Annotated in this window: 25 protein-coding genes; 9 read left to right on the plus strand and 16 right to left on the minus strand. The window is 42.7% G+C overall.

Annotation, left to right across the window (positions count from 1 at the left end; genetic code table 11):
* Window positions 1-434 precede the first annotated feature (434 nt).
* From AB4138_RS14965 to AB4138_RS15005, 9 genes are all read right to left on the minus strand, one after another.
* Window positions 435-3,092: a TraC family protein gene (locus tag AB4138_RS14965; protein WP_136987036.1), complete on the minus strand. Its 2,658-nt coding sequence runs from the start codon at window positions 3,090-3,092 to the stop codon at window positions 435-437.
* A 13-nt stretch (window positions 3,093-3,105) separates the two neighbouring features.
* Entirely contained in the window at window positions 3,106-3,807 is a 702-nt protein-coding gene (locus AB4138_RS14970) for a TraV family lipoprotein (RefSeq protein ID WP_086714968.1), read from the minus strand.
* Window positions 3,804-4,571, minus strand: coding sequence for a hypothetical protein (locus tag AB4138_RS14975; protein WP_081230270.1), 768 nt, complete (start codon window positions 4,569-4,571; stop codon window positions 3,804-3,806). The genes AB4138_RS14970 and AB4138_RS14975 overlap by 4 nt, the downstream gene beginning before the upstream one ends.
* A 243-nt stretch (window positions 4,572-4,814) precedes the next feature.
* Window positions 4,815-5,516 (minus strand): hypothetical protein, encoded by a 702-nt coding sequence (locus tag AB4138_RS14980; RefSeq protein WP_102305741.1) that lies wholly within the window; start codon window positions 5,514-5,516, stop codon window positions 4,815-4,817.
* Between the two features lie 76 nt (window positions 5,517-5,592).
* Window positions 5,593-7,545 carry a helicase-related protein gene (locus AB4138_RS14985; protein WP_136987035.1) on the minus strand — a complete coding sequence of 651 codons (1,953 nt, stop codon included), beginning with the start codon at window positions 7,543-7,545 and terminating at the stop codon, window positions 5,593-5,595.
* A 114-nt stretch (window positions 7,546-7,659) separates the two neighbouring features.
* Window positions 7,660-8,019: a hypothetical protein gene (locus AB4138_RS14990; RefSeq protein ID WP_102305739.1), complete on the minus strand. Its 360-nt coding sequence runs from the start codon at window positions 8,017-8,019 to the stop codon at window positions 7,660-7,662.
* A gap of 113 nt (window positions 8,020-8,132) precedes the next feature.
* On the minus strand, window positions 8,133-8,612 hold the full coding sequence (locus AB4138_RS14995) for a lytic transglycosylase domain-containing protein (protein WP_146493234.1): 480 nt from the start codon (window positions 8,610-8,612) through the stop codon (window positions 8,133-8,135).
* Window positions 8,613-8,862: 250 nt separating this feature from the next.
* Window positions 8,863-9,630: a hypothetical protein gene (locus tag AB4138_RS15000; protein WP_372157291.1), complete on the minus strand. Its 768-nt coding sequence runs from the start codon at window positions 9,628-9,630 to the stop codon at window positions 8,863-8,865.
* A gap of 22 nt (window positions 9,631-9,652) precedes the next feature.
* Window positions 9,653-10,240 (minus strand): hypothetical protein, encoded by a 588-nt coding sequence (locus AB4138_RS15005; protein ID WP_086714975.1) that lies wholly within the window; start codon window positions 10,238-10,240, stop codon window positions 9,653-9,655.
* A 282-nt stretch (window positions 10,241-10,522) separates the two neighbouring features.
* Here AB4138_RS15005 and AB4138_RS15010 point away from each other — a divergent pair, with 282 nt between their 5' ends.
* Together AB4138_RS15010 and AB4138_RS15015 are read left to right on the plus strand one after the other, a co-directional pair.
* On the plus strand, window positions 10,523-10,972 hold the full coding sequence (locus tag AB4138_RS15010) for a hypothetical protein (RefSeq protein WP_086714976.1): 450 nt from the start codon (window positions 10,523-10,525) through the stop codon (window positions 10,970-10,972).
* 158 nt (window positions 10,973-11,130) lie between these two features.
* The gene (locus AB4138_RS15015; protein WP_372050572.1) at window positions 11,131-12,561 is read left to right on the plus strand and encodes a replicative DNA helicase; all 1,431 of its coding nucleotides are present in this window, start codon (window positions 11,131-11,133) and stop codon (window positions 12,559-12,561) included.
* Here AB4138_RS15015 and AB4138_RS15020 read toward each other — a convergent pair.
* Window positions 12,558-13,568 carry a hypothetical protein gene (locus AB4138_RS15020; RefSeq protein WP_372157287.1) on the minus strand — a complete coding sequence of 337 codons (1,011 nt, stop codon included), beginning with the start codon at window positions 13,566-13,568 and terminating at the stop codon, window positions 12,558-12,560. The genes AB4138_RS15015 and AB4138_RS15020 overlap by 4 nt on opposite strands.
* A 178-nt stretch (window positions 13,569-13,746) precedes the next feature.
* Between AB4138_RS15020 and AB4138_RS15025 the strand changes: the two genes are divergently transcribed.
* On the plus strand, window positions 13,747-14,508 hold the full coding sequence (locus AB4138_RS15025) for a DsbA family protein (RefSeq protein WP_372157285.1): 762 nt from the start codon (window positions 13,747-13,749) through the stop codon (window positions 14,506-14,508).
* Between the two features lie 890 nt (window positions 14,509-15,398).
* Here AB4138_RS15025 and AB4138_RS15030 read toward each other — a convergent pair.
* The 5 genes from AB4138_RS15030 to AB4138_RS15050 form a co-directional block, all read right to left on the minus strand.
* Window positions 15,399-15,803 (minus strand): TetR family transcriptional regulator, encoded by a 405-nt coding sequence (locus AB4138_RS15030; protein ID WP_372128597.1) that lies wholly within the window; start codon window positions 15,801-15,803, stop codon window positions 15,399-15,401.
* Window positions 15,796-17,601 (minus strand): site-specific integrase, encoded by a 1,806-nt coding sequence (locus AB4138_RS15035; protein ID WP_372157283.1) that lies wholly within the window; start codon window positions 17,599-17,601, stop codon window positions 15,796-15,798. The genes AB4138_RS15030 and AB4138_RS15035 overlap by 8 nt, the downstream gene beginning before the upstream one ends.
* Window positions 17,598-19,130, minus strand: a complete 1,533-nt coding sequence (locus AB4138_RS15040; protein ID WP_372306602.1) for a phage integrase SAM-like domain-containing protein — start codon at window positions 19,128-19,130, stop codon at window positions 17,598-17,600. Before AB4138_RS15040 ends, AB4138_RS15035 begins: the two co-directional genes overlap by 4 nt.
* Before the next feature lie 127 nt (window positions 19,131-19,257).
* Entirely contained in the window at window positions 19,258-19,419 is a 162-nt protein-coding gene (locus AB4138_RS15045) for a hypothetical protein (RefSeq protein WP_372157281.1), read from the minus strand.
* A complete protein-coding gene (locus tag AB4138_RS15050) occupies window positions 19,406-20,392 on the minus strand; it encodes a tyrosine-type recombinase/integrase (RefSeq protein ID WP_372157279.1) in 987 nt (328 codons plus the stop codon). Before AB4138_RS15050 ends, AB4138_RS15045 begins: the two co-directional genes overlap by 14 nt.
* 438 nt (window positions 20,393-20,830) lie before the next feature.
* Between AB4138_RS15050 and AB4138_RS15055 the strand changes: the two genes are divergently transcribed.
* The 3 genes from AB4138_RS15055 to AB4138_RS15065 all read left to right on the plus strand — a co-directional run bounded on the left by AB4138_RS15055 (window position 20,831) and on the right by AB4138_RS15065 (window position 22,431).
* Window positions 20,831-21,331: a nuclear transport factor 2 family protein gene (locus AB4138_RS15055; RefSeq protein ID WP_130241165.1), complete on the plus strand. Its 501-nt coding sequence runs from the start codon at window positions 20,831-20,833 to the stop codon at window positions 21,329-21,331.
* A 297-nt stretch (window positions 21,332-21,628) separates the two neighbouring features.
* A complete protein-coding gene (locus AB4138_RS15060; protein ID WP_371969230.1) occupies window positions 21,629-22,114 on the plus strand; it encodes a DUF4405 domain-containing protein in 486 nt (161 codons plus the stop codon).
* Entirely contained in the window at window positions 22,114-22,431 is a 318-nt protein-coding gene (locus AB4138_RS15065) for a hypothetical protein (protein WP_017068659.1), read from the plus strand. The genes AB4138_RS15060 and AB4138_RS15065 overlap by 1 nt, the downstream gene beginning before the upstream one ends.
* 222 nt (window positions 22,432-22,653) lie before the next feature.
* Here the strand turns inward: AB4138_RS15065 and AB4138_RS15070 are convergent, their stop codons facing one another.
* Entirely contained in the window at window positions 22,654-23,565 is a 912-nt protein-coding gene (locus tag AB4138_RS15070; RefSeq protein WP_102320037.1) for a LysR family transcriptional regulator, read from the minus strand.
* Window positions 23,566-23,709: 144 nt separating this feature from the next.
* Here AB4138_RS15070 and AB4138_RS15075 point away from each other — a divergent pair, with 144 nt between their 5' ends.
* From AB4138_RS15075 to AB4138_RS15085, 3 genes are all read left to right on the plus strand, one after another.
* Window positions 23,710-24,162, plus strand: a complete 453-nt coding sequence (locus AB4138_RS15075) for a DoxX family protein (protein ID WP_017037256.1) — start codon at window positions 23,710-23,712, stop codon at window positions 24,160-24,162.
* 89 nt (window positions 24,163-24,251) lie between these two features.
* Window positions 24,252-25,205 (plus strand): glutathione S-transferase family protein, encoded by a 954-nt coding sequence (locus AB4138_RS15080; RefSeq protein ID WP_372306607.1) that lies wholly within the window; start codon window positions 24,252-24,254, stop codon window positions 25,203-25,205.
* Entirely contained in the window at window positions 25,202-25,996 is a 795-nt protein-coding gene (locus AB4138_RS15085) for a class III extradiol ring-cleavage dioxygenase (RefSeq protein WP_371959803.1), read from the plus strand. Before AB4138_RS15080 ends, AB4138_RS15085 begins: the two co-directional genes overlap by 4 nt.
* Window positions 25,997-26,082: the final 86 nt, after the last annotated feature.

Genomic DNA, 26,082 nt, shown 5'->3' on the forward strand with positions numbered 1-26,082 from the left:
TTTTGCAATGAGTGAGCAAGTGGGTGTTGGACTGCAATGGAGATCGCCACAAATTGAAGCCCAGTAAGCTCCACAGACGTTTCTACGACTGAATCATAAGGAATGTTACATTGGGCGGAAGCATAGCGTGACAAATAGGCGATGGTGTCCCCACACTCCGTTCCACACGCTTCTTTGTAACGACTGATTATGTCGTCACTGGTGTTAGCCATAGCTGAACTCATGAAGACCAAAGTGCTTAAAACCATAGTTAGAATTTTCATTGCATAGTGACCATTGTTGGGGTGTGATTTTCATTGTAAGGAGCGGTAGAAATAAGTTTTTCAAACAAGGAAGGTAATTTGGACTTTAAATTGACAAGCAGGTTTTGGAGCCTGCTTGCCTATTTGGGAGATCATTTGCATAACTTATTTTCTTTCAAAGAAAGGACATTGTTATGCGGCGTTTTCGACTTGTTCTTCGTCTTCATTTTCCAAGTCATCCATGTCAGTCGCAAATGACTCGACCCGACGCGTCTCTAAAATTTTATCGATGGCTTGGTCTTGGGTGTACCCCCGTTCCATCAGAGCCGCTAATTCCATTTTGTCTTTCGGGTCCGTGGAGTACATCAGCAGCATTGCAGGAGGCGCGTAAAAACGCACAACCTCTTTGATGTCATCACCAATTTGGAAGAAGATTTCTGAGTACCTATTTTTACGGGTCCTAATCGATTTGAGAATTTCGAATTCTTGGTCTGACAATGCCACCAGCTTGTCATTTTTAACTTGATTAATCGTGTCTGATTTCTGATACAGGAAGCAACGATATACACAGTTGGCGGCTATGGCTTTACCTACAGATGAACCATACAAGTCACTCAACAATTGGGTGATAATCCAAGCACTAGCATCCACCTTCCTAAAACGCCTAAAGGCACTCTCAAGGAACGATGATACTGGGTTAGCACCTGTGGACCCTTGCTTTTCTTGAAGGAACTCCCAACACTCATCCACAATGAAGGCTTTCGAACGACGCTGAGAACCGGCTTGAGCATCACCCAAGAAGAAATGTTGGTAACACAGGTTGATGATCTGCATTAAGGCAATTACCTGCAATTCCGGTTGCGACTTCAGCTCTTCTAATTCACAGACAATGAATGGGTTGTCCAGCGTTGGGGGCGGCTTATTGACCGTAAACATATCGCCAAACATTTCGCCTTCACGGAATGGTTTTAACTGTTCACCAATGTCATTCAGCTCTTGACGAGAGCTCGCAGAACACATATCAGCGAAGATCGTGACACTTGAGTCGCGACCATGCTTATCCCACATCAATTTCAAAATGGTCGTCATACCACGCTTCTGCAACGTCGTGAGCGTACCATTGGGCTCTGCCATCACCGACAGCATTTCCAAAATCATACCAGCCTGCCCTTCCTTACCACTGAACTCAACAATGGACGGGAAAGGGTTGAGTGAGAACTTCATATCTTGACCGAAACTGATAAATTGACCATTCAACGCTTCACACAAACGGTAGTAGCTTCGACCCACATCGATAATCATTGCCATACCACCATCGCGCTTGGCTTCAGCAATATGTTGAGCGGTCTTCATCAGCTTATCGATTTCTGACTTGGGTAAATTCATCATGTTCCATAGATGCTGGCTTGGCATCTTGCCTGACCCCAATATGCACGTCACAATGTATTGGACGAGAACCGACTTGCCCGAGCCCGACTCCGCGACAACGATACCGTTCATTGAGCCATCGGTTTCAAAAGGATTAAACCCAAACATCGACATGTCTCTGGTTACAAAGGGGATCACAGGTTTACTTGGTGAGTTGCCAGATGAACTGGAAATTATCGGGCTCATGAACGCGCAGACATCAGACGGTACTAAGTTATAGCGGTCTAATCTTTTGCGAGTCACAGGGTCTGGTGCGAAAGGTAATGAATGCAGGAACATAGGTGGAGTCATGTACTTGTCTTCTTCCAATTCGAATCCTGCAGGGGTTGAAGCTACTTTCTTGAAGCGTGCAATCTCCGTCTCTAAATGCTCCTCATCATCACCAAAAATCATAAACTGAAGATACGCATTCACCATCTTCGACTTCTTTTGCTCAATTTTGGTAAAAGCTTCATCAAAGTCAGCTCGCTGCCAACGAACAGTATCATTCCAATTTACTAATTTGTTGTTTGCCTGCATTGTCATGTATTTACGGCGACGCTTAATCTTACCCTCTTCTTTTTTAGAGTTAGGGTAATGGACATTCAATACAATCATGAAGTTCGACCATGCTGTAGAATGCCCATATCGCCAATCACTAAAGACATTCAGCATGTCACCAAAGCCCAGTGTTTTTGGGTATTCTTTGGGAGTAAGCATCGATATAGGCCGCTCATCAATGATGACCTTCGAATCGGTAAACTCGATTTTACCGCCCTGCTCCTGAACTTGATCTCGGGGCATGTAGGCTTCGTTTTTATTAACGTCTCCTTTGCGCCAAGTTGACGAGTCCTTTCTGTTCATGAGCCTTTGCATGAAGTGTAGCCAGCCCCACTGATCCATCGGGGTACAGAACAAGCCGACCTTGTTCAATGACTCTTCTGTATCAGTACGTAGATTATTGAAGTGTTTAAGTTCCTTTTTGGTAGGCACGCCAAAGTTGCCTTTGATTGGAACCTTCACTACGAAGTAACAATCAAACATGCGAGCTCGACAGTCGCTATCACCAAACCCTGATTGTGATGATTGCTGGAAGTGGTTAATCAGCCCCTTTGAAATCGAATTCAGTCTGTCGTTTGCCTCACCTGTTTGTCGACCTCCGTGGTACATAGAAAAGCTATTGGTGAAAGGGCTTAAATTATCATTCGCCCAAAACAAGACCTGAATAAACGTGTCTTCCGGCCAATCGGCCTTATAGATTTGTTCTAATAGCTCCTGTAACTCATCGTTAACGGCTGGCACCGTTTCAATCTTGTACATTAAGCCAATGTAACTGTCTTCGAGCTCGAAATATTTGTGCTTTCGGTTGTAGTCCAAGACAGGGAGAAGATCGCCAAATTTGGAGTTTTCGAATTGCTTAAAAAATCGTGAAATCGCACCCATGATATATGCCCCCTTATTGACGCAGTTGATCGATTAGCGAGTTCGCATTACTTCTCGCATTCTCTCTTAACTCAGAGTCGCTGATAGCCGGTCTTGCATTGCGTGACTCGACGCCAATCTGACCATCATCATTCACATCGTAGTTTTGCTCTTGGCTTTCCTTTCTGACATGGAAGTTGACGTATTGAGAATCATTGGTCTTAGCGCTTCTATCGACGACCCAAGTTCGCTGTGTTGCTTCGATGAATCCATAACCAGGGATCTGTAAGGTTTCTTTGTCTGTATATGGACGCACCAATGTACGAACAATATCGGCAGGCTTTCGCATGGCTAGGGGTTCTGGAGCCGGAAGAAGTAAATGCTGATATGCCGCTTCGGGTGAAGCTAACGCTGGAGCTTGAGAAAAGTTTGCGTGTTGTTGGGTTTCATTCACTGATGCTGAGTCAGCCTCAATGTCCGTTCCGTATTTTTCTTTGTATTCTTTCCCTGTGATGGTTTCGCCATCTTCGTCTGTGACCATGACACGTTCGTCACCTGTCGCCTTCGCATAGTCTTCAGCATTGTTATAGACATTGGTTAGCTCATAAACTTCTCGGACGGACGCACACGCTACACCACTTTTCGCGCCTGGACACACGCCCTCTTCTTCGCCTACGACAGAACAACCGGCTAAAGTAAGCAGCGCAAATGAGATAAATATGGATTGTTTAATCATAGGTCGATTCCTTCTACGATAATGGACGTGAGTTGAGCCTTACTCGTTGGCAGCCCGATAATGGAAGATGTTTTGTTGTTGAAAAATGCAGGAAGCCCAACACGGCCCGGACTCATTATCTGTAGAGACGCGTAAGTTGAATTCACTTTGGTAATGGCTTCTTTACACTGGCTATTTGGTGGGCGGGGGTATTTAGCTTCAGACCAAGTGCCTTCATATAAGGCGTGCAGCGCTTTGTCCGGATCATCGGAACATTGGGCTAACAACGTATTTTCATACTCCTTATCATCGAAGACAGGCACGATTGCTATGCGGAATCTTTTATCAGGGTGCTGCTTCTCAAGGATCTCTACGAAGTCACCGCAATGCTTACAACCCGTTGGTGCAATAAAGAGGGTCCCACCAAAAACTTTGGCTAATGGGTTTAAGTTAAACCCCGCAAAATCTTCTTCTGGGTTGATTTTCATTTTCTTCAAGTCGACATGGGATGCCGCGTAAAGCTCTTGTGGGGAGTTTACGAATTTGGTGTGAACGGTTGAGAATAATGAACCGCCCTTGATAAGAAATTTTCCATCACCGGTGGCCAGTAACATTTCACCGGTATCCAGCTCCATCATAATTAGCTTGTCGGTTTCAATTTCATAACTTGAAACCACATTGATGTCGGCATTGAGGAAATCTTGCGTTGGGGGTTCAGCTGCGACTTGAAGGCTGGCAAGCAACCCTAAGCCCAACATACCTTGAATTTTGTTTGACCATTTCATAGCAACACTCCTAGTTAGTACCAAGAGTTTGCCAAACTTAGATCTGCATAATTTAAATTAGTGAGCCTTATTTCACGGCTTAATTGAATTTTATTGGTGACAAAGGTGAAGTGTTACATCAGAAAAGGTATTTAAATTAACGATAATCAGGGGATGAGGTTCACTTTCCCACAACTAACTATCGCAAGGTATAGTGTTGTTTAACTCCGCCTTTAGAGCTTGTATTAAAGCAAGAACAAATCGCTAATATTCATCGCACAAAATAACGTTAGATGGTATTTCAATGTCACAACCATCTTTATCTTCAATACTTATGCCGCCGAGGTGGAAATTGATTCCGAGGTAAAACCGCTCTAAACATGCTCGACCTCCTGCGTTAGTTCCTTGACCAGCAACTTCGACGTCCACATATCGATATTCGTTGTTAAATTCATCAAACACTTTTTGCCTAGATATCAAGCGACCCGTTTCATAGGCCATTATCTGACCTCGAATGCCATTTCTATACTTGGGCTTAACGTAGACCATTTCCAAAACGACTCTAATCGAATAGTACCCATCATCGTTATGTTCAAACTTACTTAAGCTGCAAAACCCGATCAATTCTTTTGGGTTTCTAGGGTCGACAAAGAAAATGAGCTCATAGAGATTCGGGTCAAGAAAACAACGTACATTAATCCCTTTCTCGCTTTCCGGTATCGACTCTCTTACACTATCAAGAGTGAATAGTTGGTTTTGAATTGGTATTGAAACCATCCAGTTATGTTCTACAATCTCAGTTTGATTAATTTGTGTATTGAAAATATCCCCGAAACTGTAAGTAGATCCGCACATTGTTTCAAATTGAATTTTCAATTGATGGAATAAATCAGAGTACTTCAATTTATCCATATGCTCTAAAGTAGAATCATCCAGATCAGAATAATTTTTGTATTTAATTAGCATAATGGTGCTCTCCGTAAATTGCTCATGCCTGACTGTCATTTATTGAGCGTGATGTCAGTTTCAGAAATTAATTCGTTTAGGTTTCTGATCCCTTTCCTGTCAGTCTTTCTAAGGTATCGGTTAGCAGACCAAGCGATAATTGTTGGTCGACCAAGATGCATTTCGACGTTCCTGACTGATTGTTGCCATTCTTTAAGTCCCCCATACCCCGTAATTGCAAGTCAGCCTCTGCCAAACTGAACCCATCAGAGTGATTGACCAACAAATCCAGTCGGTCTATGGATGGCGTTTTGAGTTGGGTAGTAGGCAGTAGGTCACAATGCCCGATACCTCCTTCCCGCGCTACGCGACCTCGGATCTGGTGCAGCGTAACCACACCAAGATTTTCAGGGTTCAGCACAACGACATAGTTCAGTTTTGGTATTGTGATCCCAACCTCAATCAATGTGGTCGCAATCAATATTTTCCCCTCACCCGACTTCATTGCATTTATGGCAGTCTCATTGTCTTGTTTAGACAACCCACCATGGGACAATTTAACGATGTCACCATACATCGCTTTCCAGTCATCAAAGAGTTGTTCAGCACTGGCTCTGTGTGAAACAGCTTGAGCTTTGGATTCACCTTTCATGGTGCTAATGATTAACACCTTGTCACCACGATTGATGCGTTCTTCAACTCGACAGATAACCTCATCGATTTGGGTATGCTCGTAACGGGTAGTGATCACTTCTCTAGGTGTGTGGTACTTGGTTAATTTGAAGTACGGCAGCATGCCAAAACTCATCATCGCTTGCGTTCTAGGAATGCACGTCGCACTCGACAACAACAGATGTGTCCGGCCATGAGTTATTAATGTGGATTCTTTTTGTTCAAGCCCCATTTTTTGCTCTTCGTCGATCCACAGTAGGTCGATAGGCATATTGTTGTGATGATGGAGCAAAGCCGTCGTACCAATCACGACACGGGTGTCTTCTGTCATCTCGTTGATGCATCGATAGCCTTTACCTACGAAGTTGTCATGCTCACTCTCAGACAATAAAAACTCGATGCCAATATCTGGCCAGCAGTTGTCGATCTCTTTATAGATTTGGGCTCCTAATATTAGGTTGGGAACCATAATGACGACACAACCACCAGCATCAACAACATGACGTGTCAGTATCGCGCCAATGACGGTTTTCCCCGTCCCCACATCCCCGAATAAGACACTTCGTGGGGCTCTGTTGTTAATCGCGGCTTTGATACCGCTCACGGCATCCAATTGTTCATCCGTCAGTTGAAACGGGACGACATCATTGAAATAGGTATCGTCTTTGTCGAGCTGAAATGGGTGAGTTAAATTTGGTTCGCCTTCCACTTCTGAGAACAACAAAGTAGCTGCTATTCTTTGTAGTATAGCGTTGCATTGTTCACTTTCTTCCAATGAATTTGGGAAATGCACAAATCTCAAAACCTCTTCTAAACACAGCGAGTGCGCTTCTAACAACCGTCTAATTTTCCCGTTGCTTAGATTTAATTTCGCTAATTCTTCTCGTATCTTTCTTGCCGTCAATGGGATCAGTTCATCAATATGCTGCTCCAAAAACTCAGCATACTTCAACCCTTTGAGTTGCTTACTTTTGACTTTATAGACCGGAGTGATTTTACCAATGAATTTTTCATTCAATGGCTGCGGGTGGTTGATAAACAGCGCGGTTCCGACTTGTTTCACTTTGCACAAGTAATAACCTCGATCATTAAGTCGACTTGCCAATTGTTGGCCGTATTCACTGTCTAATTTGGCAAAATGAGAAAAACGTTGAGCGACGTTTCGGGAGTCAACAATGCTGCCATTAATGACAGTCGTTCGATTGTATGATTCAGAAATAGAAGTCACTGTCCCTTGAATAACCACACAGTCACTGTCCGTAAGATAGGAAAAGTCAGACACCACTTGTCTCGTGTCCACAAACGATTCAGGTAACCGCAACAACACTTGCCAAACAGGAACTTTAAATGTGTCTTTGATGTACTTTATATCCAGCATTCTCGCGTTTCATTCTGATTCAATAATGCAGTAGTTATACACGTCTGAGCACTATCATTTAGTTACGATGGCTCTCAGTAATATGAAGTTGATTTAGAACGTCTTTACGAACGCTTACTGCTTTAGAGTCAGCTCATAAACCTTCTCGACCGGTTCTTCGATGTACCTACGTGTAACAGTTAACTCAACACCGCTGGTGGTTTTGGTTATTCTAAAGTTTTGGTTTGGAGACTGAGCCAAAACAGAGCCGTCATCATTAACAATCACGTCAACGGGTAATCGTTTCCCAAACGCCTCAATGTAGTCAGCTCCGACGTTGAATTCTGCAGCGCCGTCTGACGATACAGAGCTCCACTGGCCAACATAGGCATGAGAATCATCGAAGAAAACAGAAGAGAACTTTAGAACCAGAACACCAGACAGTACGAGTACGCCACATAGGGTCAGTGTCTTTCGATTTATACGTATCGACATAATGAATTCCTATAAACATGAGAACCCCATATTACTTGTGGTAGAAGTCGATTTTGCTAAATAGCGAGGGGAATTTGAGCTGCTATTTGATATTTGGGGAGTCGAAGTTAGCTCTAATCCTGATACCAATACTCCGAGCAGTTCAATGATGGTCGTTTCAGAATGTAATCCCAAGTTTTCATTGTTCTGATTAGATAATTGGTCTTGATGTTGACTGTCTTTGAGTTATAGCAACCGACGGCTTCCCAAACATGACCCTTAGCGTAGGTAAGGCATCCTTTGAATATATCTGCACTGATACGGATATTGAGAACAGGGTCAGTGGCAACATCTACCCAAGACTTATTAGGGTAGTTTCGTAAGATGTATTTGGAATGGATTGTATTCACCTGAGCGGGACCCAAGTCATAGGAATCGTTAGTATTTTTTACTTTACTGCCGATTTTGCCCCCCTCGCCAACCACAAGTAAGTTAAGAAAGTCTCTCGGGACATACTTCTCTCCTGCGACTTCAGCAACAATGCTGCATCTACTCGCGTTTGATAAAGCAACAGTATCTAATTTGGTGTCATGGATATCTGGCAAGAAAAACATGGTGATTCTCCTTTTCGTGGCCAATGATTGAAAGTCAGTGCAAACACGCTTTTCATAAGTGCTGACTAAGTATGTTCCTGTGGTGATACACCTTTTCTCTTCATCTTTATTCTTCATTCGTTGAGCGGAAATTGTTGATGAGGAAATTACCCGAGAAAGTGCAATCCTACCTTGCTGTTTCGACTAGCGAAGGCGCATTTCTTAGCTTTAAGCATTGAGACTCGACACAAAGCTTTGCCTCTTAAGTGGCTTACATATCTACGGTATCGGTATTTGTGAATTGGCTATGATTATAATCTTCTAAATAGTAACGCTTATTAGCACAGATACTGTTCCATTCAAGGCTTACCGCATCAAGCTTCTCAGCAAGAATTTGGTATTGTTCAATTAGGACGTTGTAAGCTTGAACATCTGAGTTTGTAGGGTGATCTATGCTTTGGATGTAGAGCTTCCTTTCTTCTAACTGAGCGCGTAAATCGAATGCTTGCGACTGATTTTGGTCTTGATAGTGCCTTATAGCCAAGCACTTTTCTATTTGCTCGACAGTTAATGTGTTTTGGTCATAATGCTTAACAATGTCGCGGTGCAAAACACCTGTACCGATATCAGGCTTGTCATTGATACTATCACTCTTCATTATTTTGACACCTACACCTCCTACTATCCCAATAAATAAGAGCGTCACTAATAGACCACGAAAGCCGCCCAATAAAAGCTTATCCGTCTCTATGTGCTGATCTTGCTCCCTATCTAGATGAAGGTTGATTTTTTTGGGGATACACCTTCTACGCAGCCATCGCCTAACGGTTACAAAAATACGAAATATCATTTTAAACAGCCAATTAACGACAAAGAGAGCCACTATAGTTGACATAGCAAAAGCCAAACGCTGATTCAGACTAAGGCCATGCACCCAAGTAACCCATCCATTAAAAAAGCTGACCACAAGATCATCAACCTGTGGCCCGTAGCTTAATCGTTCAAACCAATCCAAGCTTAATCGTTCAAACCAATCCATTTAGCTTCTCCGTTCAATTCTATTACGCTGATTTGGTCACTACTTTTTTTGCTCCAACTTTCTGAATTACTACAGTCTTACGTTTCACAAGTAGTGCGTATGCATCGTTGAGAGACATGCCTTTCTTCGTGTAGTGATGTTCTGGTATGTTGGATAAGTGGATTTCGTTTCTATCCCCTCGATCCCATACGTTTATCTTGCGTATTGTTCGGTACTGGATTCCTTTTGCGTTAAAAGGTGGGTTTGCCAGTAAGTAGTCGGTAACATCACTTTTGTCAGGGTACACATGAACAGCCTGTACAGATGGCCCATTTTTAGCGCCTAGCCAGATATAATTACCACAATCTTCCACTGCTAATTCTCGAAAATAAAAATCAAAGCGAACCAAGCTCTTTCTTGGATCTACAATTTTGACATTTTTTCGAGTTTTTCCATCTCGCTTGAATTTAGATTGCTGTATTACTTGTATAACTCTCACGTACTCAATTTGTGAGTGGTGCTTCTCACATAAAGAGTATCGTTTTGCCTGGTGTCCATTTTCTACCATTGTTAGTGTGGGTTGTTTACAGACTACACACTCGCGCAGGGTGTTATTCTCGATGACTTTCATTAAAAAATCCCCAAGTCAAAAAAGATTTAGACTCTGACGGTCAGTTATACACGTCTAATCACTTGGGTTTACGAATTAGCGAGTCCATTTAAGCCCCTTATTTGACAAAGGAACTCGATTCCATCACATCATTAGGCATCGTCTTAAACGAGAGGAGGTCACTGTTTTCTATTCAAAACGGGGGAAACACTAAAAATCGTTCCACTAATTTCATTTCGGCATGACTGTCTATGCCATATTTCTGATATTGGGTTGTCTAGATGAATGGAACTGGAAAACGTTATGGAAATGAATACTAAGTGTGTCCCTGTCAGAACCGCTGCGTGCTTAATTGTCGCCTTCGCGTGTTTGGCCGTGTATATGCTCACACCCAGCCGCACCGATTACTTAGATGCACGAGTAAACTTGTTATTTTCTCAATGCAGCTCAAGTCTTTTGGAAGATGAGTTCAAAATGGAACCATGTGAAGAGCTCTATCGAACCTACGCCAACATCTCGCGCAGTACCGCTTATCACTACATCTCGGATAACGTGATGTTTAAACTTCATGGCGAGATTTCGAAGCTGGGCTACTCGTTGGACATCAACCAGGTCACCGATGGATTTATGCAAAAACTTCCGTCAGGCAAATACCACACGACACGACGCAATAACATCATCGACGCATGGATTAGCTCTCCCACAGAGTCCGTCGAATTTGATTATGAGGGAGGCATCGACGCCTCGCTTTAGTAATTTGGGAAACCCAAAAATCCAATCGTTTGATTGTTGCGATTGAACCCACTCCGTTGTTAACTTTTTGGGTTTCCCTACCACCTCCCCCACTCAATTCTCTAAATTCACTCTCAAAAGTTGTATCAACTATGTCCTAGTATCCGATGGGCATTACCATGTTAAAGTTTAATTTATACCACCCTGTGATTAACCTCATCCTCTCCCATGATGGCGTTATTGACGAACTCGACCTAGAAACTAACGTTGTCAGTGATACAGCGACACGGGTTCTCATCGATACCTGCTTCAAATTGCATGAAGATAAACAATCAATCGATTTAAACACGATTAAAGCGCGTGTATACGCTGAGTATGGGCAAGAGGGAGTCGACGCGATTACTACAGTTGCCATGGAGTCACTAGCGCAACCAGCAAACATAAATGCTCTTTCTGACTATGTTTCGCAAATCAACGACACTAACAACAAACGAACACTTCAGGTGGAGCTTCAAAAGCTATTAACACAATGTTCGTCAAACAAGACGACCGATGAAATCATAGGTTCGATGCATTCTGTTGTTGAGTCTTATGACGAAGTGGAAAAGGACAATGAGCAAGGCCCAATTTCATTGAAAGATGCCTTTGCTGCAACGCTGGACAACATGGAGCGCAGAAGCAAAGGGGAATTTAATGCATTTAAGTCGGGCTTTGCATGCTTTGAAGCACTTGGTGGATTCCGACCTGCAGATTTCATCATCCTTGCAGGCCGTCCATCTCATGGCAAAACCACCTTACTCCTGAACGTTATCAAAAACTCAAGTTATCAAAACGATGCACCATTCTTATTTTTCTCCCTTGAAATGAGCTCTGAATCGATTGGAGAGAATTTGCTATCTAACTTGGCAAGCGTACCACTGAGTAATATTCGAAACGCCAGCATGAGTGATACTCAATGGGCTGATTGTTCATCTGCGCTAGGTAGATCCGGTGATTACAATATTGAGATGGATGACGGTTCAATGACCGTCGAGGAGTTGTGTCGTCGCGCACGTCGCTTTTATCGGCAGCATAATGGAAAGATTTCTGGTATTGGTGTGGACTACATTCAGTTGCTAACCAGTGAAAAATACAAAACTGATAATAGAAACTTAGAAGTCTCAGAAATATCACGACAGCTCAAAGCGTTGGGGAAAGAGTTACAAGTACCTGTTATAGCACTATCCCAATTGTCTCGCGATATCGAGAAGCGTGCTGATAAACGCCCAGTGAATTCCGACTTACGAGAGTCAGGTTCGCTAGAGCAAGATGCGGATATCATCTGCTTTATTTATCGACCGGAAATGTATGATCCTCAAAATGAACCTGGTGTCGCTCATTTGATTATTAGCAAAGCTCGTAAATCAGCTATAGGCTCTGCAAAAACAACCTTCATTGGAAAATACGCTCAAATTAAAGATTCCTTCAATTACACGCAAAGCGCACCACCAGCTGCGTCACCTATTGCTGATCAATACCAAAGGACCGACAACAAAAAGCAGAATACCGAAACTAACGATACTCTGCCAAACAACAGTCCCAATGGGAGTGGAATTGAGTTCATCAACTAAGCAAGCGCACGTTCCCATGACTTAGAAAGTGACTTATGTGCGCCTAGCTTTTGTAAGGCGCTTGTCTTAACTTGGGTATATCGAGACGAGGAGAAACCGAGAGATTCAACCAAGTCGTTTCGATTCAATGTACCGGCTACTAATCCCATCTCATTCATGATCACAATTTTCTCGTTCGCATTGAGGGTCTTTAACTGGGCAATCAAGTGCTGTCTCAACTTAAGATGCGTCAAATCCGACACCACATTGTCGTTACATCCACTAGTTACCCCATATCGATTGTCGTTCGAACCTTGATCAAAGTCATACAATGGTTTGGGTAAGTACGATGATGCACTGGAACCTGGGGTCAGCTTGTTGTTGGTTTTCTCGGAATTAATTTCAATTGCTTTTGAATAAGCGCCTGAAATGTCCCGGTCTGATACTTTCACCATCAGTGTATGGTGGAGCTCTTTTCTTGATACAACGGTCTTAACGCGAGCGCTCGCGTAAGTATCAAAGCTCGCTATACCCGTATGCTTATAGCAGCGTGCAGCACGAATCGTTTCCAAGGCAGCCTCTTGTACACGATCTGAAAGATAGTCGATATCATAGTTATGGCGGCGTAGTAACTTGCGTAAACTGTTTAATGACTTCAGCGTTACGTTCTGGATAGCAGTATTCAGATCTTTGAGCTGAGTCGGCTCAGGGCAACCTCGTTCCACCATTTCGTAAACCACGAACGCTGTCACTTGTAATTCGTTAAGAACAAAGTCGTCAGTTGCCTGTGACTGAAGTAGCTCTGCTGGAGTGTGTTTGTTAGAGACAACGTGGCCAACATAATTGGCGCAAGTTGCATCATTGGCAATTTCTGAAAGCTTCTGCCTCCAATTCGGTGTTGTTTGAGTAATTTCTTTGAACACCTTCCTTGTTGTAGTGGCCAATGTTTCAAGCACTTCTGATTGCGATTCTTTTACAGAATTAAAGCTTTCTGTGATGAGGGAATTCATTCTACTGATCGGGTCCATAGTAACGCTCCATACATTTTTTCATAACTGGGGTGGGTAAACTCATTATGGTTTTCCCCGATCATCGCGTCAATTTTCTCCCCCCGTTTCAATCTATCTCGAAAAAAAGTTCTCTTAATTGAAAACATAACGTTGTTCATCGAGCACTATGTTACGACCACTCAAATCGAGGAATCTAATGATGGCACCTTTGTTCAAGAAGACAGCGACGACTTTATTTACAATTTTGGCAATTGGTTCTGCAGCTACCGCATCAGCTTCTGAAGTTGAAATGTCACAACAACAATTCAACTCGATGCTTATGAAAGCGTTCCAATCAAACCCTGAACTCTTAATCGCAGGAGTGGAATCCGTGAGGACATACCAAACAATGAAGCATAAACAAATGTTTTCAAAATCTTTGTATTATGATGAAGATACGCCGGTTCTTAATGAAGCTGGAGAGATCACTGTGGTGGAGTTTTTTGACTACGCATGTGGAGTATGTAAAAGGGGTGCAACGGAGTTGGCTCCCCTTTTAGGTAAAGACAAACGCATCCGATTCGTGTATAAAGATGTGTCCATTTTAGGTGCTAATTCCACTGAATTAGCAAAGATAGCCATTGCTGTAAATCAGATCTCTCCCAATGCGTATCCAGCATTCCACAAAGAGCTTCTTTCAATGCAGCAGTCCATCCCACAGAAGGCATACGAGCTTGCTGAACTGATGGGGCTAGACAGTACGCTTATCAAAAAGACTGCGAATTCGTCACAAGTAAGTGCTATTTTAAATAAAAATAATACACTTTTTAGAGATCTGAAACTTACTGGAACTCCAACTTTTTATATTGGTGAAAAAAAGTTTGGGGGCCTAATCAGTCGTCAACAGATGATCGAAGAAGTGAACCTTCAGTATAGCCAACTGGTAAACCAAACTAATAGGCAGGCAGTTAGTAAATAGGAAGCATCGTATATTGGTGTGGAGGTATTTACTCGTATGGCCCTGCAAAGTCACTCCAAGGAGGGAGTGGAGCAGACTAACTATAAGTAGTAAGGCATAACTACGAAATCACCACACATACTCCCCCGTTCTTCGGGGGTTTTTTTTACTTATAGTGCCACAAGCTAGTCACTATATTGCTATAGCCTGTCGTTATTGTGCCACAAGCCAACCACCAGCGGCTCCACCAAGTTCAAAGTTAAGCCAGCCGGTTTGCATATAAACTATACAAAACCACACACCATTATTATAATTACTTCAGTTCTCAAAATCTTCTAAGTTCTCTGCCACTATCCGGTAGTTCCCTTATTAGTCGGGTGATATGTCCCGTTGATCATACCAGTCCTCGACTGAATTTATTGAAAATGTATTTTTCACTGATCCCTCATCGCGTGTAGCAACCGTCACACAGCACACCTAAGCAGATTGCCTCAGTCTTCTTTGGCGTGCTGTGTGGTGACAGTTACGTGTGGTGAAAAGTCGGATAACCTGGGGATAGGCTTCGACTTAACAATAATAAAAGTTGCCCTGCATTGGAGCGGGGCCTTTTTTTTCTAAAAAGACACTTTACCCTTGGCATTTTCAGTTTCCTAACTTGAACAACTCTTTTATTTTCATTTTCCTTCATAGAATTGGTCATTGATGTATACAAAAGAAATCAACATGAGATAAGAAAAAGGTTTTCTACCATGACAAAAGTGTCAGCGAACAATAATTATAAATAGTTTGTTACATGTAACTGTAGCTAACCTTCTGTTTTATATAACCTTCTTTAAGGTTGCACTTTTGGATGCTTTTAACCATCTCAAAAACAACCTTAATTTTAATTTATTGCCTTTAAATTCAGATAATTAGCTATATATTAATTGCGTTACATTGCTATTATCCGCATGAGCATTACTCAGCGCCATGTTTTTTCGTATTAACGTAGCATTTTGTGATTGAACTTTAGCGAGCATAGCTTTTAATTCCGCCACCTCAGACCGCAGCTCTCGATTGCGGTCTTTGTATTCATTAAGTTCAGTTTGTTTTGCATCACGTTGCTGTCGAATGCCCTTATTTACACCGCCTTTAATGCGTTCTAATAGGTCAGGGCAATCACGGTGAATCAATGCTCGACTTACGCCAGCTTCTTCGGCAACAGCAGCGACACTCATTTTGCGTTTATAAGAGACAACATTAGGGCGACCCTTTTCGATACGAATAATGGCAAGTCGAACCGCTTTGTGTGTCGCTTTTTCTTTCTGGTTAGACATTTATCACCTCGATATGCTCTCTTTCGTTAATCTCTTGCTTCATAGCTTCAACATCAATCCCCAATGCCGCCAGAACCTTTTCACAGCGCTTCATGCCTTTTTTGACCGCCGCTCTACCAGCTTCACCAATATCATCTAATTGCATCAGTTTCATTTGCTGCACTAGCATTCCCTCCCAATAAGGCAGGTGTCGCTTATCTACAATGCCACTTTCACAGCTATCAGGCTTACCACACTTACACTCATCATCATTGGTACACCACCCAATACCTGTTGAGCGAATTGGTATGGAGCTAGAGTATGCCTCTGCCATAGCACTAAGAGAGCCAAAAAATTTGATTAACTCTTTATCCTCACGGACTTTCTTGATGTTTTGAGCTATATCACCACCCGTGATAGGCACATCTAGTTCAAACCAATCTTGCTTAATTTCTTCTTCAACCAGATATTTCTCTCGGAGCATTTCTTCAAACAATTCCGCATCAAAATCATCATTAAAGGCATACAAAGCGGTCATGGTAATAGACCAATGTTTAAAGTGGTCTTTCAATGCTCTCAAGTCGCCTAATTCAGAATGAACCGCATAATTAGCAAAGGTACGTCTGAATTGGTGCGCTGATAGGTTCCAATCATTCGCTATCTGTTTACATAAGTTTGGCAACCTAGTGTTAGTTATGGCCACCCCTGACAATAGGTAAATTGCGTTTCCTTTTCCGAGGTTTTTCGATAGACAAATGTGGTCTGAGATTTCCTCAAGTCGATGTACTTCCACATGGTCATTGCTTGCTTTCGCTTTTAGTAAATCACACTCAAGCTGCTCTTGAAGTGAAGCACTAAAACGACCAAGAATATCAATCGCTTCAGTGGCTATCTTTGGCGCAATCCACTCAGCTAACCCAGTATGTGTTTTCTCAGAGACAGTTTCGATGTAGTAGTAAGTGGTGTCATCTTTCGTTTCAGAGCGATACGCATCACGCTTAATGCCTAATATTTCATGGATACGCATACCCGTTGTGAGTAGCAGCCAGAAGATACAGCTATCTCGCAGTAGTAATGTTTCTTTCTTTTTTGATGATGCCAGAATTTCATCAGCTCTATCTAGGCATGATTTAGTAAGCTGACACAGCGGAATTAGCACTTTATCTGGAATAATGGGGGTCTTGCCTTTGATAATGGCTTCCCGATACACTTCACCAACATACCCAGCTTGCTCATTAGCGCTTGATTCAGACCAGGGATGCTCTTTGACAAAATCAAACTCTTTGCAGTGGTAATAAAGGTCTTCTAGAATGCGAAATCTATCCACTTTAGTGATTGCTGTCAGTGGTTTAGTTTCGCCTTTTCGTTTTGAGAGCAGAGTGTTTACGTGCCTAACGTAGGCATTTGAGGTAAAAGCCGTAAGCCCATGTGTCGCTGTAGTATCTGACCTTAAAACCCACTGAAAATAAATTTTCAACTTGGCCAGTATTTTTCCCAAAGAGCCAAGCGCTAAACCCTTTTTCATTTTACTCCAGATTACCCACTTTGCCATGCGTTTCATTTGAGTGTCCGAAATGGTGGAAAAAGTAAGGTTTAATGCACTTGCTATAGTTGCTTTCGTACCTTTACTAGCAGGAAACACCCATACATCTTCCTCAAATCGAGATAGCGTTTGGTATTCACCATTGGCGAGTTTAATGTAGGTCACGATACCCGTTAGAGAGCCACCAATGACTTGCTCAAGCGCACTGGTGCTTGGCTTTGGGCATTGCTGAATCGCAAACTCAGCTTGCGAGAGTATTAACTCAATTGAACTCATTGCGTCACCTTTAACATATCAAGATTTTGCCAGTACGGATGTGGATTGGTTCTTGCTCGCTCTTTTTCAGCCTCTACACGCTGCAACTGATCAAGCTTTGCAAATTCAGGGATAACTTCTTCATCCACGATTCTTAGAACATTCTTTAAATGACGCTTCCAGTCTTTGCGACCAAACTCATCACGGTTGCGAATAATTGCCCAATAAAAACTAAAGAGTTTATACAAATCATCACCTGTAATAACGAAGCTCTTACAACGGAAGCAACCTAAAAAGTCATTACAGAATGTGCCATTTTTCGGTGCTTTATCACCATTTTTAGGGTCTTTACAATGCCCTACAGGGACGCTTGACTCTGTACTCGTTAGCTCTTTAACTCGTATCTCGCCCATCAAGCCTAAATTACGCTTTGATTGCTCAGGGGCTTGTAAATAATGGTCAAGCGTTCCCGTCCCGTTGTGTTTGGCTTGCTGCGCGGCAATCAGCAAACTCTCACCACTTAGCTCGTAGATGTCATTAATAAACGTCTTGCGAAAACGGCTTACATTAAGTTTTATCGTGCGACCATCTTCATCTCTTAGGTCGTACTCTTTGATGAAATTTTTGATGTTATATTGAAGCAGCCTCTCTGATAGAGAGGTGGCCGCACCTCTCTCTGCACCTTTGCGAGCTATTATAGGCTCATAGACAAATACCAAGTCTGTGTCGATAGACTTTCTCTCTTGGGTATTGCGTTCAATGATAGCCTCAATAAGATAAGCCACATCAAGCTTTATCCCTTGCACCACTTCAAGTTCCTCTGATTTTCGCAAATTGTGCAATTGCGTTGAGCTGCCTCTTTTTTTGAATACGGTTAACAGCTTGCGGCAATCTTTAAGTGGGTGGTCACTCAATGAGTCGGTAGTCATATTGAGAAGTGGAGATGTATTGATGCCCGTTTGGATTGCCACAGCTAATAAGCAAACCACTAATTCATAACCTGTCAATGGTTCGGTCTTTTGATAAATCGGCTTAATCGCTTGTTTTAGCGCAACCACCACCTGCCTTTTTTCATGGGGAGTAAGTGGTTTCTCACCCTTCACTCGTTTGCTTGAATTTGGAAATGGGTTCTTAGGAAAGAAATCACTGTTTAGGTTGATATCACCAATGACTGACCAATAGCCCTTGTCTTTCATATGTATCAGCATTGACTTGAGATGAGTGTAGTAACCTTTTTGGGTGTTATACCCTAACTCACAACCTTTAAGGTGCAGCAAATACTGCTCGATCAACTCTGGCGTAATATCTGCTTGTGTTAAGTCCTCACCCGCTGAATGCCTAAATAATTTAAGGTATTCAGCGAAATGGTAAAAACCATTTTTAAAATAACTTTTTTGAGTTTCCTCGCTAAGGGCATCGGTGTTTTTCAGCAGAGCTTTTGCGGTGTAGTACACTCGATTTGTTATGTCGTCATAACCTTTGCCATAGAAACGAGAAAAATTAACGTTAGAACCATTACCACCTTTTGAGCCAATATTGGGATAGTTCACAACAGGGTTGATTGGACGGATAATCTCTTGGCTCTGAGTTGCGTCAATTGTTTGTTCAACTACAGATGTTTTCTTGAGTTTATCTTTGTTAACTGTCAGATTTTTTCGGTGTTTCGCCATGCTTCACCTACACAATCGCATCAATTTGTTGCTGATACTCAATTGACAGGTCATCGACTAAATCATTAACCAAGTGCAAATATTTCATCGTGGTTGTGATACTCGAATGTCCAAGCCGAGCTTGTAGGTACATCAAGGGTTCAAACTTACTGCTTTTATGCTCTAACATTCCTTTCAGCATGTGCGTTGCGTAAGTATGCCTTAGCATGTGACAGTGATACGTGAAAGGGTAAATTAAGCGACTTGAGAGCCTTACCAAAAGCAGAGCCTTGAGAAGTCCACTCTTGACCATCAGACGTTAAAAACAAGCAATCTGATACCACTCCTGACTCTTGCTGCTTCTGAAAACGAGCCTCATTTACATAATGCCACAAGCCCTCCATCAATCGTGTCGGGATGTGTATCTTGCGCTCTTTCTCACCTTTGGTTCGTGAAATGTTGACCTCATAGTAAGCTCTGTTTCCAGTAGGCTTTCTTATTACATGTAAGGGAAACAGCAACAGTTCTTTTCGTCTAATTCCTGTCTGTAGACATAAGCGAACCATCAGCTTTAAGGTTGGATTTTCAATCGCAGATAAAAGCTCTCGCACTTCAATTACCGATAAAAACTGAGCTTTCTTCTCAAAGGTTTTCATCATCAAATCAGAGCTGTATTTCTTACCACCATTTCTTACTGTATGAGCCAAAAACTGCTGGCCTTTATTCACTGAAACGGATTCTAGAGAGTAAGGTAATGACTTAAACCACTTACCGACGCCATAAGAATAGAAACGCACTATCGTTCTTAAATGCTGATTGGTTGAATTTACCGACATGCCAAACTCACCAACACAAAGGTCACGATAAGCACTAACTAACATTTCATCTTCGCTGCTTTCTGAAATGTCTCGCCAATCCAAACTGTTCTGCTCACAGAATGTCAGGAATTGAGCTAGGTGATTGCCATACGTCCACCAAGTGTTCTCACTATTCACTCGGCCTCGTTTTAAGCACTCATATACCAAGAACTGCAACGCCTCTACACAAAGCATTCCTGATTCAATCCCTAGATCTGAATTATCAGTCTCCCAAGTTAGCAAAGGGAAGTTAGGGTATTTGACGCTTTCTATCTCAAAGTCAGATGTGGATTTAATGCAAAGCATAACGGCTCACTTAAACTGTATATACATACAGGCTAAGTGCTAAGGTTATACTTCGCAAGAGATTAGGGTGATTTTTATGCATACGTTGACTTGTAACACGTTATTGGACATAACCTTCTTAGAGTAATCACTTAAATTAGGAAAATACGGATAACTTTAGGTATCTTAAAGTCGCTTACTGGGCGGTCCAGTCCCGCTAGTTCAAATCACATGCCCCGTCGGCACACTTCTAAACAAGAAATCATTTAGGATGGGTTGTGCTCTTAACATTTGACTGATCAGCTTTATTGCAAAGCCTAGATCCATAATTCCCTTAGCTACCACAGTGCCATCAAACTCAATACTATTGAGTAATCCCTATTTGGATACTAATTTTACAGAGGTGTCAAAAGAGAAGCCGTTTGCTTCGCCCTACATTCAACTAAACGGAGAGACGAGATGTTAAAAACATTTTTGGTGATTTATTTCAGCTTATTCGCAGTAATTCAAGCAAGTTACGCAACAGACATGGATAAATCTAAGGCAGAACAATCTGCAAAAACCCTAGAGGTTGCCCAAGCTTTTCTGTGGGCTGCTGGATCTGGGGATATGGAACAGTTAAGTACTCTAATGGCTGACGATTTTGTTTGGCATAATGAAGGAGATGGTTCTATTCCTTGGATTGGTAACTGGGAGTCTAAAGAAACAGTTTTAAATACCTTCTTGCCTCGCTTTGGTGCTGGATTAAAAACAACGAGCTGGACTACAGATTATAGTTTTGCCAACGGTGATCAAGCCGTCTTTATGGGGACCATGAGTGCTATCGCAAACAACACTGGCGCTGACACTGGAAAATTTAGTTGGGCTGTGCGCGTTCAAGTCGTCGATGGGAAAGTAAAGAGTTGGAACTGGTTTGAAGACAGCTTTGCTGTCTCAAAAGCCTATCACACAGAGAAATAACAACTCTGAACATGTTTGATTTTACTGAGAATTGGCTTAACACTGAGAGGCTACCTCTCAGTGTGTAAACACATTTCAGGACGGGACATAAACTGGTAAAAAGCCCGATTCTTAAGGCATGAAAAGTCGCTTAACTTGATGCTCAATCTATCTGGAGCCGATCACAAATGCCGTGCTATCAAGACGCGCGGCATTTCTAACTGTAAATGACTGTAAAATCAATTGAATCAAGATGCCAACTTGATAGTTTATAAACATGAATTTTTTATGGCTTAACAACCTATCAGGCAATTGATTATGCAAACCCGTACATGGAAAGACAGTTTGGTAAAGACTCAGTATGTCATGGACATTCTACTGCTGGTCGGCTTTATCTTAGTCTGTATCCCCAAAGCAACAGGTGTAGCGGCTCACGAATGGCTGAGCCTTTTGTTTATTATTCCTTTGATTATCCACTTACTACTGCATTGGGACTGGATGGTATCTCTTCCAAAAAATTTCATCCACAAGCAATCTGCTAAAGATCGATTCAATGCGGTTTGGGATGCTTTGTTCTACTTGGTCATGCTGATGGCAACACTCAGCGGCTTCTTAGTTTCCGAAGCTTTGCTACCTCGGCTCGGTATGCCAGTAGAGATACTGCCTGTTTGGTCCAAGCTACATCATGACCTAGGAAACCTAGTGATGCCAATGCTTGGTATCCATCTCGCTCTGCACTGGCAGTGGATAAAAGGTGTGAGCAGAAAAATGAGACAGAAACACAACACTAAGGCAGGTGTATAATGAAATATCTCGTTTATCGTTGGAAGCAGCGCTCTGCTATTGTCTTAATCATCTCGCTTATCATCTGCGCAGTAATGTGGACCCTAGAGCTATCAACTTGGGCAGGAACAATAAATAGTGCAGCAACCGAGCTTGCACTCGAAGAAGGAAAACGAAACCTATCTGGGTTAGCGGTTTTCGGCGTCTCATTTGTTAAGCTTACTGTGCTGACCATGGTGCCCGCCTTTTTGTGTTATGGCGTGTTAAAGCTCTCTGCTTTTGTCTTCAAAAAACGTACACACGACAACCAAAACAAGCCTACTCGGCCAGTCCACTAGTCAAGCAATGTCTCAGCCAGTGCGTCTAACATTCGACGCGCGCGCTGTCAGTGAACTAGCTGGGGCAGGTCTGCCTTACGATGATCTACCCAGTCAGCACGGAGTTGGACATTTATGAGTCAGTGATTCTGCTAAATTAGCATTTAAAGGATTAACTCAGGTATTGCAAACCTCTAACTACGTGGGCAAGTTCACTTAGCCACTACAGGAGCCGTTCAAGTCTTAAAAAACATCATCCCAATACGGTAAATCACCATAATAGTCACTGAGAAACTCAATAAAAACACTCAACTTAGTCGCAATCAGCTTACGGTGCGGATACACCGCATATAGCGCCATGGGTTCTGGCTCAAACTCTTTTAGAATAACGTTAAGTTGGCCCTTCTTTACTGCGTCAGACACGATAAAAGTGGGTTGAAAAACATAACCCTCTCCCGCTATAGCGGACTCAACGAGGATATCGCCGTTGTTGCAGGATATACCGGAACTCTCCTCTTTTGACGAGCGCTTCAGCGCATTCATAAGTGGGGACTCGGATTGACTGTAATCCATGTAGCTGTAGCTTAGCAGATGCTCTGGAATAAGCTGTTCCGGATGCTCTGGCGTTCCATGCCGTTCAAGATAGTCTGGGGAAGCACACATAACCAACCGAACCGGAGCAACACGCTTTGCAATTAAGGATGAGCTTTTTAATTGCCCGATCCGTAACGCTAAATCAAAGCCCTCCTCAACCACATCGACTTTCCGATCGTTGAGTTGCAAATCGATACCCACAGCCGGATTGAGCTGCTTAAAATCCCGAATAAGTGAAGCGAGATGCTTGGTAGCAAAAGTCACAGGAGCACTGATACGCAGTAAACCTTGCGCCTCATTCTTTAACTGCCCCATGCTCCCTTCCATGTCTTGAATACTTTCCAAAATGTGCTGAACGTGTTGCACACATCGCTCGCCCGCTTCTGTAAGGTGTACTTTTCTCGTCGTGCGGTTAAGCAGGCGTACCCCGAGTTGTTCCTCCAAATGAGATACGTACTTACTGACCAACTGATTTGACGTTCCCAGTTTCTCTGCTGCCTTGGTAAAACTGCCTTCTCTAGAGACCGTGAGAAACGCCTTCATGGTGTCAATCCTATCCATTAAACAAATCCTTTTAATAAGTCAATTACCAACAATACATTGGAAATCATTCAATGATAATGCCATTTATCATCTAAAAGAGAAAGATTAATCTTATTCCCAAGTTAAGACTTACTTGAATAAATCAACTCTGAGGGAAATACCATGAACAAGCACATTTTTAACAAAGTAATTCAATCCAATGCTGGCTTTGCGGCACTAGTACTGAGAGTTCCGGTAGGAATCATTTTGGCTGCACATGGTGCGCAAAAGCTGTTTGGCTGGTTTGGTGGCTATGGACTTGAAGGTACTGGCCAATGGATGGCAAGCATTGGGCTAGCACCCGGTTACCTAATGGCATTGATGGCTGGCAGTGCAGAATTCTTCGGAGGTTTAGCCTTGATATTTGGCCTTTTGACTCGCCCAGCAGCACTGGTCAATGCATTTGCCATGTTAGTGGCAATCTTCAGCGTTCACATCAGCCATGGCTTATTTATCAGCAATAACGGTTACGAGTTTGCTTTGGCGTTATTCGCTGCCACTTTAGCGCTAGCCATTCAAGGTGGCGGAAAGTTTGCCATTGATAACCGCTTACTTGGTGCAACCAAAACCGCTTAATAAAAGCTATTGGACTCGAAACAAATTAGACAAACAACAGACGCCCATGGCGTACGCTCGCAAGGGGCTCTTCGAAATAAGGAAAGATTATGTTGGTAAATGGTAAGTGGGAACGCAAGTGGGATCCCGTTCAAGAGAAAGACAGTGAAGGCCGCTTCATCCGCCAAAGCAGCGCATTCACAAATCGCATTGACGATGCACAGTCAGCAGTCGATAAAGGTTTGCGACTCTATGCTGCTTACATTTGTCCTTGGGCAACACGCACATTAATTGCTCGCTCGTTGTTTAACTTAGAAGATGTAATTGACGTAAAAATCTTAGACCCAGTACTAACAGATTTCGGTTGGCAATTTGGGGGTGAATCTGATTCAACGGTAGGCTCTACAGAGAGTGGCATTGAGGGAGTGGAATACGCTCACCATCTTTATACGATGACTGATGACCAATACACTGGTCGAACGACTGTGCCTGTACTTTGGGATTGTGGTGATAACAAAATCATCAACAACGAGTCTGCTGATATTCTTCATATTTTGAACGAAGACTTAAGACCGATTCATAATTCAAACATCAATTTGTACCCGACTGAGTTGCAATCACAAATTGAAGAGTTTAATGCCAGTATCTACGACAGCTTAAACAATGGCGTGTATCGCGCAGGATTCGCTTCAAGCCAGAAAGCTTACGACGAAGCCATGGTTGATATTTTCGCTCGCTTAGAAGAACTGGAAACACATTTTGCGAATAACGATTTTGCCGTTGGCAACCAACAAACCGAAAGCGACATTCGGTTATTCGTTACCTTGATCCGATTTGATGTGGCCTACCATGGCCTATTTAAAACTAACATCAAAGCCATCTCTGACTACCCTGCGTTGTCAGCGTATTTGGACCGCTTATTACAAATCGAAGCCTTTGCGAAAAACACTCGTGTCGATCATATTAAAGCGGGCTATTACTCGGTAACTGCGCTAAATCCATCTGGCATAATTCCTCAGGGGCCGTACTTGGATTGGTTTAAATATTTACCGGAGGGAGTATGAAACTAGCACCTCTGATGTTCGTTGGTCACGGTTCTCCGATGTTTGCGTTAGGCGCAAGCATCGAGGCTCAACAACAGGCGACCGATAATTTAACCCATCAAGTAGCTAAATTTGATGATGTGGAAGCTATATTAGTGATATCACCACATTGGGTTGCCCGCGGTAATGTCGTTATCACCAACGACCAACCAGAAACCATTCACGACTTTGGTGGCTTTCCACCTGAATTGTACGAGTTGAACTATCCTGCTGTGGGCTCACACATTGTTGGTAATAAAGTCATCGACTTATTAACCAACAATGGTTTCGAAACTAAGGCGGACAATTACCGAGGCTGGGATCACGGTGTTTGGGTACCGCTGTATCACCTGCGCCCAAATGCAGACAAGCCAATAGTGCAATTGTCGCTGAATGTTGATCTGTCACCAGATGAACTAGAAAAGCTCGGTAATACCTTGAAACAATTGCGTAAGCAGAATATTGCGGTTATCTGCTCAGGTAGCCTGACGCACAATTTATATGACATTCGAATGAGTCACGAGCGCGTCGCAGATTATGCAAACAAATTCCAAAATTGGGCACGGAAAATCGCTCTTGAAGGCAATTTAGCGGAGGCAAAACAGCCTCACGTTAAGTCTGTTCACTATGCGAAGTCACATCCTACCTCTGAGCATTATTTGCCGTTAGTTATTGCTATGGGAGCAAAAGATGACGCTGATAATCTTACGGTGTTGGAAAGTCCAATCTTGCATCACTCCATTTCAATGGAGAGTTATGTTTGGTCTCAGTGAGCAATAACATTACTTTAGTTTAGAAAAACAGCATCAACCAAGATAAGTATAAACTGCAAGGCTAACATGATGTATGGAATCCACTC

It is taken from the genome of Vibrio sp. 10N.286.52.C3 (assembly GCF_041468865.1).
GTDB classification, from domain to species: domain Bacteria; phylum Pseudomonadota; class Gammaproteobacteria; order Enterobacterales; family Vibrionaceae; genus Vibrio; species Vibrio crassostreae_C.

Excerpts from the sequence above, each read along its gene's own strand:
- AB4138_RS14965 (WP_136987036.1), bottom strand. The coding sequence starts at position 3,092 with ATGGGTGCGATTTCACGATTTTTTAAGCAATTCGAAAACTCCAAATTT.
- AB4138_RS14970 (WP_086714968.1), bottom strand. The coding sequence starts at position 3,807 with ATGATTAAACAATCCATATTTATCTCATTTGCGCTGCTTACTTTAGCC.
- AB4138_RS14975 (WP_081230270.1), bottom strand. The coding sequence starts at position 4,571 with ATGAAATGGTCAAACAAAATTCAAGGTATGTTGGGCTTAGGGTTGCTT.
- AB4138_RS14980 (WP_102305741.1), bottom strand. The coding sequence starts at position 5,516 with ATGCTAATTAAATACAAAAATTATTCTGATCTGGATGATTCTACTTTA.
- AB4138_RS14985 (WP_136987035.1), bottom strand. The coding sequence starts at position 7,545 with ATGCTGGATATAAAGTACATCAAAGACACATTTAAAGTTCCTGTTTGG.
- AB4138_RS14990 (WP_102305739.1), bottom strand. The coding sequence starts at position 8,019 with ATGTCGATACGTATAAATCGAAAGACACTGACCCTATGTGGCGTACTC.
- AB4138_RS14995 (WP_146493234.1), bottom strand. The coding sequence starts at position 8,612 with ATGTTTTTCTTGCCAGATATCCATGACACCAAATTAGATACTGTTGCT.
- AB4138_RS15000 (WP_372157291.1), bottom strand. The coding sequence starts at position 9,630 with ATGGATTGGTTTGAACGATTAAGCTTGGATTGGTTTGAACGATTAAGC.
- AB4138_RS15005 (WP_086714975.1), bottom strand. The coding sequence starts at position 10,240 with ATGAAAGTCATCGAGAATAACACCCTGCGCGAGTGTGTAGTCTGTAAA.
- AB4138_RS15010 (WP_086714976.1), top strand. The coding sequence starts at position 10,523 with ATGGAAATGAATACTAAGTGTGTCCCTGTCAGAACCGCTGCGTGCTTA.
- AB4138_RS15015 (WP_372050572.1), top strand. The coding sequence starts at position 11,131 with ATGTTAAAGTTTAATTTATACCACCCTGTGATTAACCTCATCCTCTCC.
- AB4138_RS15020 (WP_372157287.1), bottom strand. The coding sequence starts at position 13,568 with ATGGACCCGATCAGTAGAATGAATTCCCTCATCACAGAAAGCTTTAAT.
- AB4138_RS15025 (WP_372157285.1), top strand. The coding sequence starts at position 13,747 with ATGATGGCACCTTTGTTCAAGAAGACAGCGACGACTTTATTTACAATT.
- AB4138_RS15030 (WP_372128597.1), bottom strand. The coding sequence starts at position 15,803 with ATGTCTAACCAGAAAGAAAAAGCGACACACAAAGCGGTTCGACTTGCC.
- AB4138_RS15035 (WP_372157283.1), bottom strand. The coding sequence starts at position 17,601 with ATGAGTTCAATTGAGTTAATACTCTCGCAAGCTGAGTTTGCGATTCAG.
- AB4138_RS15045 (WP_372157281.1), bottom strand. The coding sequence starts at position 19,419 with ATGTTAGAGCATAAAAGCAGTAAGTTTGAACCCTTGATGTACCTACAA.
- AB4138_RS15050 (WP_372157279.1), bottom strand. The coding sequence starts at position 20,392 with ATGCTTTGCATTAAATCCACATCTGACTTTGAGATAGAAAGCGTCAAA.
- AB4138_RS15055 (WP_130241165.1), top strand. The coding sequence starts at position 20,831 with ATGTTAAAAACATTTTTGGTGATTTATTTCAGCTTATTCGCAGTAATT.
- AB4138_RS15060 (WP_371969230.1), top strand. The coding sequence starts at position 21,629 with ATGCAAACCCGTACATGGAAAGACAGTTTGGTAAAGACTCAGTATGTC.
- AB4138_RS15065 (WP_017068659.1), top strand. The coding sequence starts at position 22,114 with ATGAAATATCTCGTTTATCGTTGGAAGCAGCGCTCTGCTATTGTCTTA.
- AB4138_RS15070 (WP_102320037.1), bottom strand. The coding sequence starts at position 23,565 with ATGGATAGGATTGACACCATGAAGGCGTTTCTCACGGTCTCTAGAGAA.
- AB4138_RS15075 (WP_017037256.1), top strand. The coding sequence starts at position 23,710 with ATGAACAAGCACATTTTTAACAAAGTAATTCAATCCAATGCTGGCTTT.
- AB4138_RS15080 (WP_372306607.1), top strand. The coding sequence starts at position 24,252 with ATGTTGGTAAATGGTAAGTGGGAACGCAAGTGGGATCCCGTTCAAGAG.
- AB4138_RS15085 (WP_371959803.1), top strand. The coding sequence starts at position 25,202 with ATGAAACTAGCACCTCTGATGTTCGTTGGTCACGGTTCTCCGATGTTT.